The following is a 15,191-nucleotide window of genomic DNA, read 5'->3' as shown; positions in this document are numbered from 1 at the left end:
ATTATATAATACTGAGGATACTCACTATTTTCTCTGGTGTCAAGGTATATCCTTTACTTCGAGCCTCTTGGTGCACGCTTCACCAAACTACAAACATTCTGTTTCACCGATCTATAGTTGAATACACCTTATAAGAGTATAATTTAAAGAGGACACTCATTAAGAGTATCCACATATTGACCCATCTCACGAAATTGAGAATAAAAAATTGACAATAAAGTCAAGGAGGCCCTACATCATGAACACAGATCATCCCAAGGCGATAGACGTCATCCACATATTAATGAGATCAACCAACTACATTAAAACAGAGTTTCAATCCCAGTTATTAGCGCTTAATACGCCTTATCATCTCTCCGGCCCTAGATTGCGTCTGCTCTCAGTCGTCGCGGAAGCAGGCAGTATCCGCATGAATGAGTTAGCCGTTAAATTAGGGATCAAAGCACGTACCGTTACCGATTTTATTGATGCGCTTGAGCAGGATAAACTCCTTGTTCGAATTCCTGATCCAACCGACCGACGCGCTACACTGATCCAGCTTACGGAGCTTGCGCAATCCACTATTGAGCAAGTTCTTGCTTTCCAAGATACAGTCGCTGACAACATGCTGGACAATCTCTCGCTAGAGCAAAGAAAGCAATTCTATGACCTTCTATTACAGCTAACCAAAAACAAAGCAATTACTGAGCTATGTGAAGAAGCTAAGTAAGTTAGAGCCACGTCGAGGAACTTCCTCGCTAAATTTATCAATAAAATATCGGATACGCCCATTCACTTATCTCCGCTCCTACATACAATGTTTTAGCCCATTCATTAAGGAGTGACAAGATCATGTCATTTTTCCCATCTCCAAGTTTCCCAGGATTCCCAGGACAGCCTGGGCAGCCTGGGCAACCCGGACCACCAGGAATACCAGGACAACCAGGACAACCAGGAATACCAGGGTCACCAGGACAACCGGGACTCACGGCACCCAGCTCACCTCCCCCGCAACTCATCCCTCAACAACCTGCCATTTCGTCTTTTGCTGTCGACCCGGGAGCAATTGCTGGTTGTTTGTTTCGGAATACGTACGTATGGCTCGTAAATAGAAATCAATTCTGGTTTTTCCCGGTTTTCGTAGGACGCACCTCGGTTGCGGGTTTTCAGTGGAACGGAAGGTTTTGGATGTATACAGGCTTGAGCCTGCAGTCCATCCAATCCTTTACCTGTTTCTAAATGAACACACAGAAAAGCTCCGTTCCACGAGGAATGGAGCTTTTGGCTCTACGTTAGAATTGACCATTATTTAATCCGTAATGCCTGGCTACAGCGTGCACAGTAGCGGGTACCTTGGGGAGACATTGACCCGCAGCCTTCACAGTAAAGCTCCTGTGTCATTGACTTCACTTGATCGTCATGCAGAATTGCCTCATGCGTGGTTGGATTTAACATATTCAATACGTGGAATTCTTCTCTTCTTCCCCTGCGAAGGAGTGAGAACAATAAATAGAGGCCCATGAACCCGACTAAAGTCATAGCACCCGCCTTTATCAGACCCGATTCAAAGCGATAATTCCAAAGTGCATGCATCACCACTGCTGCCAAGAACATCTCCATTGCATGTCGCCATCTTGTCCATGGCTTGCCATTCCCCAAGTTCGAGTTCTTATGCATGCTGCTTGCATACCATATCCCCACAGTTGCAATTGCAGTCCATGTTCCATGGCCGAAGGGTGATAATAATGCTCTCATCCATAGGACCGCGAGCATCCCAAGGGAAGATGCTTCGTCTAAATGTACCCATCCATAAATAATACTTTCCACTGCTGCAAATCCCATTCCTGCTGCGGCACCAAACACCACTGCATCCATCAGAAATTGGATTTTTCGCGTTCGAACGAGTATCACACAGATTAACAATTTAGCAGTTTCTTCTATTAAAGCCACAGACAAAGGGACATAAAGCTGCGAAAAGTCAAAGGAATTTGCTTTTACTTCAAAAAGCCAAATCCGCTCTAAATACCAAGCCAGAGGGATGGCGACAATCGCGGTAGACACAAAAACTAAACCAACCCTCATCTGACGAAAGCCTACTAACTGCTGACTTCTTACAAAGGCTACGAATGCTACGGGACCCACTACACCTCCAACAATTAAGGCGGCGATCTTCCACCATTGACTATGTAAGAACAATGCCAAGAGGGATAAGACAAGAAATCCGCCTCCCAGCCACAGCAACTGGTCCATCCACTTGTCTTTGGCCTTAGGTAGCGATTCATTATCCTCGACAATAAATTCCTCACCGAAGGCAATTGTAACTTTGTCCATCAGATGGGGTGTTCGTATGTTTAGAACCTTAATGAGTTGTTGACGAACCGGAGCGTAATAATCGAGTATAGTTAAGAACTCTAACTTGCCCATAATCAGTATTTCACTATCTTCTACCGCGATCAACGTATGTGAGGAGACCGTGTCTGTTAGTAACTCTGTCTCTCCATAAAAATCCCCATCTCGAAGGATAATCTTGCGCCGCTTTCGGCCGCGAAGCTCGATACTCCCGCTGCTAATCATGAGAAATTGATCAATTACTGCACCTTCCTTGATAATTTCTTCGCCCTTCATCACTTTCTTGATCATTGTAATCTCCGCAAGACCCCGAAGTTCAGCATCAGGTATGACCGACCAGATGGTCGCTTTTCGAAGCATACTATGAATCATTCGGATTCGTATGTTCACAAGCACACTTTCATAAAATAACGGACTCAGGTTCGCCAAATATTCGAACGATGGACGGTCTAGACGCAGCGCCCTTACTTGACCGATTGCCGTAACACTAGCCGATCTTTGTAGGTTCCGAATAAGACCGATTTCTCCTACTAATTCTCCCGGTCCAAGTTCAGCCAAGAGCAGTGCCTTCCCAACTAAGTTAACCGAGGTGACCTGCACCTTCCCTTGCCATATAATGAAACAGTCCTTAGAGGTGGACGCTTCCATAAGAAGTCGTTGTCCATCCTCTAAAGACACAAGTTTTATAGCATCAATTACATTTCGTAGCTCATCATCAGGAATGCCTCGCAATAATGGATGATCACGTAGAAAATCAACTGCAGTATTAGGTATCATAGTTTTTAACTCATCACCGCATATTTCCTATAATACTACTTCTGGAATCCTGCATTTTTTTAACAAAATTCGTCATTACATCAAAAGCTTCGTTACGTTTATTCGATAAACTTTGCAGGCGCAGCATATCCATTTGCTGACTATTACTTGCACTATCAATCTTTGACTTGATTTGTCCCAACAGATTCTCAAGCTCTCCTTTGTTTTGCGGTATAGCCATACCCATAGCAGTAAACATGGCCCCCTTGTCATCTGTCAGCTTTACAGCAGAGCCGGCCTCAGCACCTGAAGGAAGCTTCCCCAGCTCTTCATTGATCACTCCTAGCAATTGATTCAGTTGTGAGATTGTTTCATTCTTGGCTTGTACAGCTGCGATTTGATCTTTCAGCTGCTCGTCTAACATACTTGCACGACTCGATTGTACAGCCATCATTGCTGTTTCAAGATCCATGTCCTGAATGTTAACCTGTGTCATACCACCCACTCCATTCACACTGCCTACCGAATTTTGCGTGGCATTTCCATTCAGGGCATCTTTAACGGAGTTATAAACCGAATTGTTATATAACAAAGCCCCTCCTACAATGATCCCCAGCACAAAAGTACCGGACATAGATAAAACCAATTTTTTCACACTCATTCCATTTCCTCTTTTCGTTTATGGATGGTCATTGTGTCATCACGATTCATAAAGCCAAACGAACGCGTTCTTTGTTAATAATGTTATATCATTTAGGGTGATTTACAGTCTGTAACCCCAATTACAATTCCCATATATTCAAGCTCAAATGACGTCGAGTATATTTCTAAGTTTATCTGTGTTACACACGAGTATTTTCCTCTGATCAATCCGTATTAACTGCTCATCCTGCAATCCAAGCAATGATTTCGTCACTGTCTCACGTGCCGTTCCTGTCATATCCGCCAGATGTTGATGCGTCAGTTTCAAATCGATAAGAACACCATCATCAGAGGACACTCCATGCTGTTCCGTTAGACGCAACAACACGCGAGCAATGCGCGTACGCACATCGATAACGGTTAAGTCTGTGATTAATTTATTGGCATCACGCAGACGATCTAACGCTGTTTCCAAAATGCCGATTAGTATTTCCGGATTACTTTTTAATAAGGGAATGAAATCGCGTTTTTTCAGAATACATAAGGTGGATTTCTCGATGGTCCTTGCAGAAGCAGAGCGTGCTCTTTCATTTTGTAGCAAAGCCATCTCTCCAAAGAAATCACCTTCTCTAAAAATAGAAAGGATTACATCCCTAGAGTGGTTATCTTGATAAATTTGAACAACTCCAGAGATAATAAGATAGAACTCCTCTCCCTCTTCCCCTTCCCCTTCAAAAAAGATGGATTCTCCTTTTATATATGTACGCTCACTACATAGCTTGGAAATTTCAGCTAAATATTCATCATCCAGATGTTCAAAGAACGGGAAATCGCGCAACAGTTGTGGGTTCACCTTCAAGAGAGACCTCCAGTGTGAGTGAATAATTCTTTTTAGGATAAAAGTTAAAAATTCAGGACTATCCTTTATTGTAATTGTTTTAATTTAAGATAAATAGTGACAGCAGTCATCAAATTATCATATGACATTTTTACATTTTGTGGATATAAAACAAAAAAGAATCAACCGCGCGGATCATCGAAAAGATACTCACGGCTTGATTCTCCTTTTCTACTTAAAAGCTCCTCGTAAAGCTTCAATTCTTCTCGCTACACTCTGCTGCACAATTTCGCTTTTTTCCGCTATATCGTATCCATGAATGGTTCCTTTGGTGTGATACAATTCAACCTGAACTCCACATTCTTGTAAGGCTTCTGCGTAATGAATTCCTTCGTCTCGCAAACAATCAAACTCCGTAATTTCAACATAAGCATTAGGCAAACCTTTTAATGAAGTTGCTTCCATAGGAGACGCATATTCTCTCTTGCCAGCTGCTACTCCATTCTTGAGATATAGCTTCCACATCTTCTCATTAAGCTTAGAGTTCCACAGAGGTGTGTCTGTAAACTCTTTAATGGATTCCGTAGTCTGTCTTGCATCTGTCACTGGATAGAGTAACATTTGAAAACAAATTGGAGGCGCCTGCCTATCGCGAGCCATTAGAGTCACTGCAGCAGCAAGCGCCCCACCTGCACTATCCCCACCTATAGCAATTCTACTCCTATCAATGCCTAAGGCATCCGCATGATCACTGGCCCATTCAAATGCTGCATAGCAATCTTCAACGCCATATGGGAAAGCGTACTTCGGGGCTAATCTATAATCCACAAATATTACTTTGCAAGGTGTCTTTGAAGCATACTCACAGGCCCAATGGATATGGGAAGGTGCTGCCTTTAGGACAAAGGCTCCTCCATGAATGTAAATAAGGCAGGGAGCGTTTTGGGATATACCCTCAGGTTCAATTATTGTCAGCTGAACGCTTCCGTCTTTATAGCCTGAAATAACTTTTTTCATTACCTTCACACCTTCAGCAGAGTTGATTTTTTTCAAACTTCTCGCTATGAGTTTATTTAAAATTGGCAATAACAATGGATTTAAGGGAAGTGTTCTCTTTTCATAGGGTTCAAAGTCGCTATGGATTTTATATTTACTCATTAGATTCCTCCTTAATATTTCGTTACTTAACTACAATATTATCAAATCATACTACTCTGTGTACGTATATAGAAGCCTAGCCAAGAAAGCTATAAATGATTATGTATAATACAAAATAACTACTGACATGTAAAAGACACCTTGAAGGTGTCTTTTACATAGCTGAATGAGCTAAAGTTTGAATAGCCTTTTGATCGTTACCGATTATTCAATAATCGTAGAATCAATGTTAGTGCTTCAGCCCGTGTAGCATGGGCGAGCGGATCATAGCGGTTGCCGTCCTTACCCAGCACTAGACCGGCCTTCACCGCGGCGGCCAATTCGCCCCGCGCCCAAGTCGGAATGCTGGGTGCATCAACAAATGCTAGCTTTGGCTTTTCTTCCTCTGCAAGCTGCGCTGTGCGGGCGGCAATGACGGCGATTTCCGTACGGGTAATACTCCCGCTTGCTCCGAACGTGCCATCTGTATATCCATTTAGCAAACCTGCAAGGCTGAGAGCCGCTACCCCATCAGCGGCCCAGGTTGGTATCTGCGCCTGGTCACTAAAGGTAGGAGCCGATGCCACTGCTGAGCTAAGTTTCAGGCCTCGACTCAGGAACACGGCGAACTCCGCCCGCGTTACAATGCCATTTGGCCGGAAGCTACCGTCCTCGAAGCCGCGCGCAATTCCTAGCGCAGCCGCTTGACGGATGGCGTCTTTCGCCCAGTGAGCCTGCACATCGCTGAAGTTCACTGGCGGAGGCGTGGCCGAAGTGGCAGGCGATACTCCAGCTGAGTTGCCCTCGCTGGTAACTGCACCAGTAGGAGCGGAGCTGCTAGCCGGTGCAGGTGAAAATTTGCCGTCACCGCCCATGGCTGGTCCTGGGTCTGTTCCGGTTCCCGGGTCAGTGCCAGTTCCCGGGCCCGTTCCGGGACCCGGCTCCAGCACCACGGAAGCTTGCAGCTGCGTCTGCGCTTCCTTCAGCTCATGCAGCAGCGCCTCCGACCGCTGCTGCGAGCCACCCAAATCTATTGCGGCGCGGTGCGCAGCCGCAATCGCCGCGGCCAGCTTTGCCTTGGCCGCTGCCGGGTAATACCCCGCAGCTGTGCCGACCACGGCTGCGTCATAAACCTGCTGCGCAGCTGAGATCGCCGCTGCCAAGCGGCTGTTGTCCGCTGCGCCAAAATTCAGCCGCACCGCGTACACGGTACCGCCCACCTGCAGCTGCGCGTCAGTCAACACCGCCGGATTAACCGGCTTGAGGTAAAACACGCGCACGCCCGGGACCGTCTCTTCACCCGGTAAAGCCGCGACTATCCCGCCCGCGCCCACCTGGAGTTCATCGACGATGGAATCCACCGTCACGACAGCGTAGGTGTCGCCCGCCACCGTCGCAATCAGCGCGGGGCTATGTATATAGCTCCCTACAGGAGAGAACTCATCTTCGTTTGCAGCTGCGACCGAAACGTTTACAGCATACACCGCATTCTCCTTCAATTCATCCAGCGCTGCTTGCAAAGACTGCGCAGCAGCCTTAATCTGAGGCTGTGTTGCTGCCAGATTAGCCCCGGTCTGTGAGGCTGCCAGCACCGCTTGCTCCGCCTGTTCTTTTGCTGCAGCAAATATTTCTTCTGCACCAATTAGAGCCTTCGCCGTCTGTAAGAACTGCTTAGCTGCAGCCACCGAGCTGTTCAAGTCTTCCAGCAGTTGTGTATTATAGCTGATATACACACCTCTTATCTCAGCTCCAACTGTGTAGCGCACATAGGAAAGACCCAGCCAATTAGCTCCGGCGGTCGGAGTCCCCATAACATTACGGATAATGACCTGAAACGCTTGCGCATTTTCCGTTGACCCGTTTATTAGCGGAATCGCCCGATAGGTCTCCTGGGAGTAATCTAGTCCGACTGTGGAGAAATCACCGATGAAGGACGGCGCGGATTGCACCATTTCTTTGGCCTGTGGTATTACCGTAAGATTGGCATACAATTTATCGCCATATTCGCCCGCGGCATTCTTAAGCAGAACCGCCGTACTACCAAAATCCGCCGCAAATTCGGATAAAATCGATGTCTCCTCCAACGTATCAATTACATGGACAGGGACAGGTTCCGAAGCGACATAATATCTGTCTTTATAACTATTGTACCGAGTGGTGAGCGCTTTGACCGAAGCATCTACCTGTGCCTGCGTAGCGCTGTCATTAGCCACTACAGATACAGCTGTCTTCAAGATGTTACTGTTCAGCGACGTCGAGACGCCTTTCGCATATTCTCCTACCGAGACCGGTGCAAAATTATACCCGGGCTTACCCTCAGCTGTACCCACCTCCTTCAGATCGGCCAATAAACCTTCTACTTTTGCGATAATTTCTTGAAGCGCGACTTTATGGGCTGTGTATACCGAAGCCTTGTAAGCTGTAAGCCCCACGTTCAGCGCTTGGTAAGCGGATTTGATTGCCTCAGCAGATGGTTCCGGCTGTGCTATTGCTTCTTCCGCACGGACTATATGATCGTAGAGCACGCCCCGAGAGCCGGCAGGATATTGACCGAATGCATCACCTTCTACCGTATTTTCATAAACCGAACGAGATACTGTAACGAGTTCCTGCAACTGCTTAAGCGTAACCTCAGGTGTCTCTTCACCGCCGCCCGGTCCTTCACCATCCCCCGGCTTCACAGGTAGACCTGAACTATCCAGCCATAGCTGCACATTGTACCAGTAGTCATAATCCAGACCCGGGTAGGTTGGGTTGTTCTTGATGATGACATGCATTAGGACATCTGTAGGTTTCTGAATATCTGCAATCGGCAGAGATACTTGGGTCCTGCCGCCTGAGCCACTACCGCTTGTCGCTGTAAATTCTTGATAACCCTCCATTCCTTGTACGTTACCTTCGGTAATGACTGCTTTAGCCGCACCCGGTTTACGGAAGGCGATATAAGGAATCAGTACCGCATTCTCTGCACTGATCTCATGTCCAAAAACCGTTTTTCCGTCTTTCACGGTCACCTTACCTGATTTCTCCACATATAGGAATACATTCGCTGCCGAATCGGAAGAAGTATTGTCCATCAGATATCGATAAAATATATTGCTGTATGTACCATCCTGCACTCCCGCCGCTACGGCTGTCTTTGCGCCCCAATTGAACGGAGCTGCCAGCAGCAATATAAGCAGTAGCGCTATCGATTTTTTTAACCTAATCATTTCATCTCATCCCCCTTTTCTCAAAAATTAATCCTTATACCTAACATAAAAGAAGGAAGAGAAAACGACGTTCCGCTTCTCCTCCATCTTCATTCTGTAAGCGCTCAGCCCTTAGGCCTGCTTTCTATTAGTTCCAGTGAATCGACAGATCGTACAACTGACTATGGAACACGGTGGAAACGTATAGTTGAATATCAATATCCTGGCTCGGATCCCCTGCGGTGAAAGTGAAGGTAGTCAGGTTGGTGCTAGCGTTGTAAGACCCGGTGTAAGTGGAACCATCAACCGTCAAGTAAGGAAAATAATTACCTTTAAGCTTAATAGTGACCGAGTTGCCATTTACATCGGCAGGTTCACTAATATACGTACTGGAATGGGAATCATATGCGCCATCATAGTAGAATTGATAGGATTTGCTTGCTGCAAATACCGGAACAGCCAACATCAGCGTAAGTACAACCATCATCAGCAAGGATACTGTCTTTTTTGCTTTTACCATTAAGTAACACGCTCCCTATTCATTTGGTATTAAAGCCTCATCTTCGAACTCAGGTCTTTGGACTTTACGATGGACAACAACCTTCCCTTGGCAAAAAGCGGCGGTGCCGCTTCATTATGTGCTGAGCTTCAACTTATACCCCTTAAGATCATCCCGCCTTTCCGTAGGTTCATCACCTTCGTAATTGATAATGATTATCAGTATCAATTACTTGAGTTGATCTTACCTATTCATGTAAGTATTTGTCAACTATTATTTTCATAAAATTTGAAAGATTTGCGATTATACCTCTTGGACCATCCGTAAGCGTTATGAAAAAAATCGCCCATACATGAAGGCATTACCGCGAGAACGGTGAGATGCATTACTAACAGTGGGTCCGTCCACCAATGGCTAAATGCTGTTGTCTTAGAATTTTGTGACTCTCGTCCAGCCATAGATCTGCCGCTGTGAGCTGCAGGCTGAAGAGCAGGTAGAAAGAGGTGGCACTTCCCGGAGTGGTCGGCAGTACCGCACACGATTCCTGATGGCTCCTATGGCATGCAGTAGCAGTCACGCGGACAGTATAAGGAGCGTACTCCCCCTATGTTTGGGTGTACGCTCATATTTTTGTTTAAACCTAGTGACCATACCTTCTTTTTTCGAACTACGGAATAAATTCAGATATACTTCCTTACCGGAACAATATAGAGCCCAGTCTCCGGCTCTCTTTTTACAACCACCTCTACCCCATACACAGCTTTGACCGAGTCTGGGATTATAACCTCTTCTGGCGGGCCTTCCAGCACTACCCGGCCTTCCTTCATCGCGATCAAATGATCGCTGTAATGAATCGCTTGATTCATGTCATGCAGCACCATCAAGACGGTCAGCCCATGTTCCCTGGCCAACCGCCGGATCAGATCAAGCATTTCATACTGATAAAAGATATCTAGGTACGTCGTCGGCTCATCCAAAAAGAGAATCGGCGTCCGCTGTGCCAGCGCAAGCGCAAGCCAGACACGCTGCCGTTCTCCACCCGACAGTTCGGCCAGCGGCTTATGCCGTTTATCCTGCATGTCCGTGCAGGCTAGCGCCCAGTCAACAGCTTCGCGGTCCTCTTCGCGCTCTGGCATCAGCAGTGAACGATGCGGAAGGCGTCCGAAAGACGCCAACTTTTCCACTGTTAGATCACCTGGAGCAGTATTCTGTTGATGAACCACCGCCAGCTTGCGGGCAATTTCCTTTGGCTTAAGGCTAGTCAGTTCTCGACCGTCCAGAATGACGGAACCAGAAGACGGTGAATAATTCGCCGCCAGCACGCCGAGCAGCGTAGACTTGCCGCTGCCGTTAGGACCGATAATCGCGGTGGTACACCCCATCGGAATGGTTAGATTCAGCTGCTCCAGCAGCTTTTTATTACGGTGATATGAGAAGGATAGCTCTTTAATCTCCATAGTTCACCTCTCCTTTGCGCAGCAGGAAGATCAAAAACGGCCCGCCGATCACCGTCATAATAATAGAGGCCGGAATCTCTACAGGTGCAAGCATTGTGCGCCCAAGTGTATCAGCCACCAGGATCAGCAGTGCACCAGCCAGCGCTGAGAAGGGAATCAAAACCTTATGATCCGAGCCGATCAACTGACGCGCAATATGCGGCACCAGCAGTCCGACAAAAGCTATCAATCCGCCAATTGCCGTCGCCGTTGCCGCCAGCAGCACCGCCACCGCCGACACTAAGATCCGCACCCGGCTTACATGCATGCCCAGATTACGGGCCGTCTTGTCCTGAAGCATCATCACATTACACCAGGGACTAATCAGCACGGCCAGAATCAGACCAAGGGTGCCGTACAGCACGATGATCTTCACATCTTCCCATGTCTTCAGGTTAAAAATCGAAGTCGTCGCCATATTCACCATTGTTACCGCATAGCTTCCCCTATAATTAAATGATTGCCCCAGCCCGGTAAATGTGGCATTGACTGCGATACCGACCAAAACCAATCTCAGCGGCTGAAACCCCGACTTCCAGGACAATGAGAAGACCAGTAAGCAGGCGATGGCTCCCCCCAAGAAGGCAAACAACGGCATCCAGAAGAACAGTGCCGGAAAGATCGTAACCATCGTCAGAGAGACAAATCCCGCACCCGATGAAATACCGATCACCCCAGCATCAGCCAGCGGACTGCGCATCACAGATTGAAGCAACACGCCCGAAACGGCCAAAGCAGCCCCACAGAATAACGCCACAATGACACGCGGCAAGCGTAAATCCCGAATAATCGCTACATTCTCATTCGTCCCTGTAAATAACCCCTTTAGCAGTTCAGGCAAGCTAACTTGCAAGCTGCCGCTGAGGACCGACCAGAGCACTGCCCCCAGCAGCAACACCAAGACAGCGGCAAAGCTCCACAGCAATCTCTTCATGTTCTCTTCATCCTCTGTCTGTTGTTGTTAAAATGCATCAGTTCTACTGCTGAAGCTCCGGGTACAGCATCGGCAATAGATCGTCAAGCGCCGCGTCAGCTGCAAGGTTCGCGGTGGTGCCGAACAGCTCTTCGGGCAGATCGTACACGCGGTCATTTTTAACCGCATTGAAATGCTTCCAGATATCATTTTTAATAAAGTCCTCGTTGAACATCTTGATTACTTCCTCCGGCATACCGTGCGCTGCCCGCAGGATCACATCTGGATTCGCCTGCTGCAAATATTCAGTGTTGGAGGCCAGATACTCAACCGTCTCTCCTTGAACGATATTGATACCTCCGGCAATACGTACCAGATCACCAATATATGAATGTTCAGTGGCTACCAAATAACTGCCGGGTACCCCAAGCAGAATCAGCACTTTAGGCGAAGGCTTGCCTGTAATAGCCGCCTGCACTTCAGTGATTTTGTCTTCATAGCGGGCAATCACACTATCCGCCTGCTCCTTGCGGTCATACTTCTTCCCGAGCTGAGCTACCGAGTCCTCTAGTTTCGCTAAGCTAGTCAGGTCAAGAAAATTTGTCTTAATCCCTGCACTGTCGAATAACGGCTTGAGGTCATATTTCAGTGTGGTCACCGATAATACCTCGGTTGGCTTTAACGATTTGACCTTTTCCATATCCGGGCTCATGGGATTACCCACCGTCTCAACATCCGCATAGCGATCCGGCAGTATCTTTGCACTGGTCGGTATGCCAACCAAAGTCAGATCCAGCAAAGCCATTATCTCGGTCGCGGATACAGTGGTTGATATAATACGCGGCTCCTCCTGCGCTGTGGGTTCCGGTTCGACTGCGGTTGAGCCTTGCTGCTCGGTCGCTGCAGCCGTCGCTGAAACCTTCTGCTCCGTACGTTCTGTGTTTCCAACACAGCCCGCCAGCATAATGATCCAACATAAAGCGGCCATCAGACCTATCATTCTTCTCATAACAGGAACGTCCGCTCCTTTCTTCCTGCAAAACCGCGAAGGACGCCGTAAATCCGGTATCCTTCGCGAGTCTGTGCCTATGTGTAATGGAATGCCTTATTTGCCTAGCAATTTCACGAGCAAGCTTACTACCTCAGCACGGGTTGCAAAATCACCCGGAGCATAACGATTGCTTCCCTTGCCACTAATTAAGCCCGCTTTCTCGGCAGTTGCAATGTAAGGGCGTGCCCAAGCAGCGATATCAGCAGTGTCGCTGAAAGTTGGTACTGCACTTGGGTCAATGGTCAACCCTTGCGCACGTACGATGATAACCGCAAGCTCGGCGCGGGTAATTTTGCGGTCAGCACGGAAACTGCCATCTTCATAGCCGCTGATAATTTTGCGGGCAGCTACTTGTGCCACAGCGTCGGTAGCCCAGGTAGGGATGCCGCTCACATCGCTGAAACCACTACTATTCGCCGCACTGCCTTCAAGCTTCAGCGCCCGGCTCAACAAGACAGCGAACTCTGCTCGGTTAATCGGATTGTTCGGACGGAAGCTGCTATCATCGTAGCCTTTAACTAGACCCGCCTGAATCGCTTGTTCTATAGCTGCCTGTGCCCAGTGTCCGCTCACATCTGTGAGCTTAACTGCATTTGCTGATCCATTTCCTGCGGAAGAATTAGTCGCTGGAGTTGGAGTCGGTGTAGTAGCTGCAGACGGAGTAGGCGTTGCTGAAGCAGATGGCGCGGGTTTAGCAATCACATCGTATGGACTGTTTGTCTCTGCTCCAACGGTACTGCTTACCCGAATATCCACATCATACGTATGGAAGTAGTTTACTTCAGGCCAGTCAATTTTGACCCATCCGTTAAGCTTGATTCCTGTGTTGCTGATAGGGAACTTTATAGTACGGGTATTTGCTGTAGTATCCGCAGCGATTACGGTTACTCCCTGCAGTGAACCGCCTTGCTCCACGTTAAATCCAGTAATTTCTTTGCTCTGGTTCAGTTTAATCGCCAGATATTTCTTCCCGCCTTCTACAATTAGCGTACCTGGATGCTGAACGTAGGTATCCATCATGGATACTTCACTAGTGCCGTCCTTGAGAATGGTGTAGTCGATTTCGTAATAACCATCCTTGATAGAGGATCCCGCTGTTGGCGATGGCGAAGCTATAACGACTGGTGGGGTTATTCCTCCAGTTTCACCACTGCCAGTGTCCGTTGGTGTTGGTGTTGGTGTTGGTGTTGGTGTTGGTGTAGCTAGACTGACAACTGCAATGGATTCAAGGTTAAATTTAAAACGCACATCATGCTTCATGTTATAAGAAGGCGTCGTCATCGAAACATGCACTCCACCTGGTAAAATGTTGGACAAGCTTGAAACAGCAACCGATACAACGCGTGTATCTGCTTCAAGATTTTCGCTGATTGTCGTTGCCTGCACACCTTCAAGATAAACAGCCTTCACGACAGAGCTTTGTTTAATGACGTTGAAGCTTACCGTCTTCTGCCCATTCTTAACATCAAGCGTTGCCGGTGTACCAAGGTAAGCCTTCATCGAGGATTCCTGTTCCTTTGTTGCATGTAGTACAGAGTATCCGATCGTATACTGACCATCCTGCAGATCAGGCTCAGCTGGTGCAGTAATAGCAACTGGGATTGCACTCGGATCGAACTTGAAATCAACATTGTATTCGTTAAAATAATTAACTTCAGGCCACTCGATTTTGACCCATCCGTCTAAAGAGGCGTTCAAATCACTCACTTCAAATTTTACAGTTCTTTGGTTGTTAGATGCATTTTTGTTCGTTACTGTTCCTTCAGATAATGTTCCATCTGCCGCTTTTAGCTTCAGCCCAGTAATTTGCTTGTCCTGAGTAACTGTAATAGAGACATAATTCTTACCGTCTTTAACTTCCAATGCAGCAGGCTTAAGGACATACTGTTCCATTACAGATGCTTCAGCAGCGCCATCCTTCAAAATGGAGTATGGTAGCTCATATTGCCCATCCTTGTATTTTGCGCTTTCGGCGCTAGCCCCACCAATCGGCTGTAGTAAAGTACCTATCAATAAAATGAATGCCATAATCCTTAGCACAAAACCGAATCTTGCTTTATTCAACACAATCATTCCCCTTTGAACTTATTTTTTTCCAGCTCTATAAACGGCATAACCCGCCGCCACAACCAGTACAGCTGCTCCGCTACCCAGTAGCGTTTTTTTGAGCAACGGCGCCTGTTGCTCTGCCGCTAACGCAACGGGTGCTGCGGTGTCCGCGGCTACCGTCGGTTTCTTCGTCGCAACTGGCGTAGCTACCGGCTTCTTTGTCGCCGCAGATGCTGCCGTTGGCTTCTTCGTCGCTACTGATGTGGCTGCTGGCTTCTTCGTCGCTACTGG

The 15,191-nt window shown here is 47.4% G+C and carries 12 protein-coding genes and 1 pseudogene; 2 read left to right on the top strand and 11 right to left on the bottom strand.

Annotated elements, in window-relative coordinates; genetic code table 11:
- Positions 1-238 precede the first annotated feature (238 nt).
- The gene (locus CA600_RS28830) at positions 239-709 is read left to right on the top strand and encodes a MarR family winged helix-turn-helix transcriptional regulator (protein ID WP_094874547.1); all 471 of its coding nucleotides are present in this window, start codon (positions 239-241) and stop codon (positions 707-709) included.
- Between the two features lie 122 nt (positions 710-831).
- Complete coding sequence (locus CA600_RS31990) at positions 832-1,218, top strand: transporter (protein WP_094874546.1); 387 nt, start codon at positions 832-834, stop codon at positions 1,216-1,218.
- Between the two features lie 66 nt (positions 1,219-1,284).
- Here CA600_RS31990 and CA600_RS28820 read toward each other — a convergent pair whose 3' ends face one another.
- The 11 genes and pseudogenes from CA600_RS28820 to CA600_RS31400 form a co-directional block, all read right to left on the bottom strand.
- Positions 1,285-3,105, bottom strand: a complete 1,821-nt coding sequence (locus tag CA600_RS28820) for a PrsW family glutamic-type intramembrane protease (RefSeq protein WP_094874545.1) — start codon at positions 3,103-3,105, stop codon at positions 1,285-1,287.
- Between the two features lie 13 nt (positions 3,106-3,118).
- Positions 3,119-3,745, bottom strand: coding sequence for a hypothetical protein (locus CA600_RS28815; protein ID WP_094874544.1), 627 nt, complete (start codon positions 3,743-3,745; stop codon positions 3,119-3,121).
- A 144-nt stretch (positions 3,746-3,889) separates the two neighbouring features.
- On the bottom strand, positions 3,890-4,579 hold the full coding sequence (locus CA600_RS28810) for a Crp/Fnr family transcriptional regulator (RefSeq protein WP_143812223.1): 690 nt from the start codon (positions 4,577-4,579) through the stop codon (positions 3,890-3,892).
- A gap of 216 nt (positions 4,580-4,795) precedes the next feature.
- Positions 4,796-5,722, bottom strand: coding sequence for an alpha/beta hydrolase (locus CA600_RS28805; RefSeq protein ID WP_094874542.1), 927 nt, complete (start codon positions 5,720-5,722; stop codon positions 4,796-4,798).
- A 197-nt stretch (positions 5,723-5,919) separates the two neighbouring features.
- Entirely contained in the window at positions 5,920-8,913 is a 2,994-nt protein-coding gene (locus CA600_RS28800; protein ID WP_094874541.1) for an S-layer homology domain-containing protein, read from the bottom strand.
- Between the two features lie 127 nt (positions 8,914-9,040).
- Positions 9,041-9,412, bottom strand: coding sequence for a hypothetical protein (locus CA600_RS28795; RefSeq protein ID WP_094874540.1), 372 nt, complete (start codon positions 9,410-9,412; stop codon positions 9,041-9,043).
- Between the two features lie 659 nt (positions 9,413-10,071).
- Complete coding sequence (locus tag CA600_RS28790) at positions 10,072-10,848, bottom strand: ABC transporter ATP-binding protein (RefSeq protein WP_094874539.1); 777 nt, start codon at positions 10,846-10,848, stop codon at positions 10,072-10,074.
- Positions 10,838-11,821, bottom strand: a complete 984-nt coding sequence (locus CA600_RS28785; protein ID WP_094874538.1) for a FecCD family ABC transporter permease — start codon at positions 11,819-11,821, stop codon at positions 10,838-10,840. The genes CA600_RS28790 and CA600_RS28785 overlap by 11 nt, the downstream gene beginning before the upstream one ends.
- 43 nt (positions 11,822-11,864) lie before the next feature.
- A complete protein-coding gene (isdE, locus tag CA600_RS28780) occupies positions 11,865-12,809 on the bottom strand; it encodes a heme ABC transporter substrate-binding protein IsdE (protein ID WP_094874537.1) in 945 nt (314 codons plus the stop codon).
- A gap of 96 nt (positions 12,810-12,905) precedes the next feature.
- A complete protein-coding gene (locus CA600_RS28775) occupies positions 12,906-14,915 on the bottom strand; it encodes an NEAT domain-containing protein (protein WP_179281771.1) in 2,010 nt (669 codons plus the stop codon).
- A 21-nt stretch (positions 14,916-14,936) separates the two neighbouring features.
- Positions 14,937-15,191: pseudogene (locus tag CA600_RS31400) on the bottom strand (hypothetical protein); the annotation flags it as partial.

The organism is Paenibacillus sp. VTT E-133280, from assembly GCF_002264385.1.
Lineage (GTDB): Bacteria > Bacillota > Bacilli > Paenibacillales > Paenibacillaceae > Paenibacillus_AQ > Paenibacillus_AQ nitricinens.
The sequence above is the reverse complement of the archived record's forward strand: the minus strand, read 5'-3'. Positions and strand labels throughout refer to the sequence as shown.

Excerpts from the sequence above, each read along its gene's own strand:
- CA600_RS28815 (WP_094874544.1), bottom strand. The coding sequence starts at position 3,745 with ATGAGTGTGAAAAAATTGGTTTTATCTATGTCCGGTACTTTTGTGCTG.
- CA600_RS28820 (WP_094874545.1), bottom strand. The coding sequence starts at position 3,105 with ATGATACCTAATACTGCAGTTGATTTTCTACGTGATCATCCATTATTG.
- CA600_RS28795 (WP_094874540.1), bottom strand. The coding sequence starts at position 9,412 with ATGGTAAAAGCAAAAAAGACAGTATCCTTGCTGATGATGGTTGTACTT.
- CA600_RS28790 (WP_094874539.1), bottom strand. The coding sequence starts at position 10,848 with ATGGAGATTAAAGAGCTATCCTTCTCATATCACCGTAATAAAAAGCTG.
- CA600_RS28785 (WP_094874538.1), bottom strand. The coding sequence starts at position 11,821 with ATGAAGAGATTGCTGTGGAGCTTTGCCGCTGTCTTGGTGTTGCTGCTG.
- CA600_RS28805 (WP_094874542.1), bottom strand. The coding sequence starts at position 5,722 with ATGAGTAAATATAAAATCCATAGCGACTTTGAACCCTATGAAAAGAGA.
- CA600_RS28830 (WP_094874547.1), top strand. The coding sequence starts at position 239 with ATGAACACAGATCATCCCAAGGCGATAGACGTCATCCACATATTAATG.
- CA600_RS31990 (WP_094874546.1), top strand. The coding sequence starts at position 832 with ATGTCATTTTTCCCATCTCCAAGTTTCCCAGGATTCCCAGGACAGCCT.
- isdE (WP_094874537.1), bottom strand. The coding sequence starts at position 12,809 with ATGAGAAGAATGATAGGTCTGATGGCCGCTTTATGTTGGATCATTATG.
- CA600_RS28800 (WP_094874541.1), bottom strand. The coding sequence starts at position 8,913 with ATGATTAGGTTAAAAAAATCGATAGCGCTACTGCTTATATTGCTGCTG.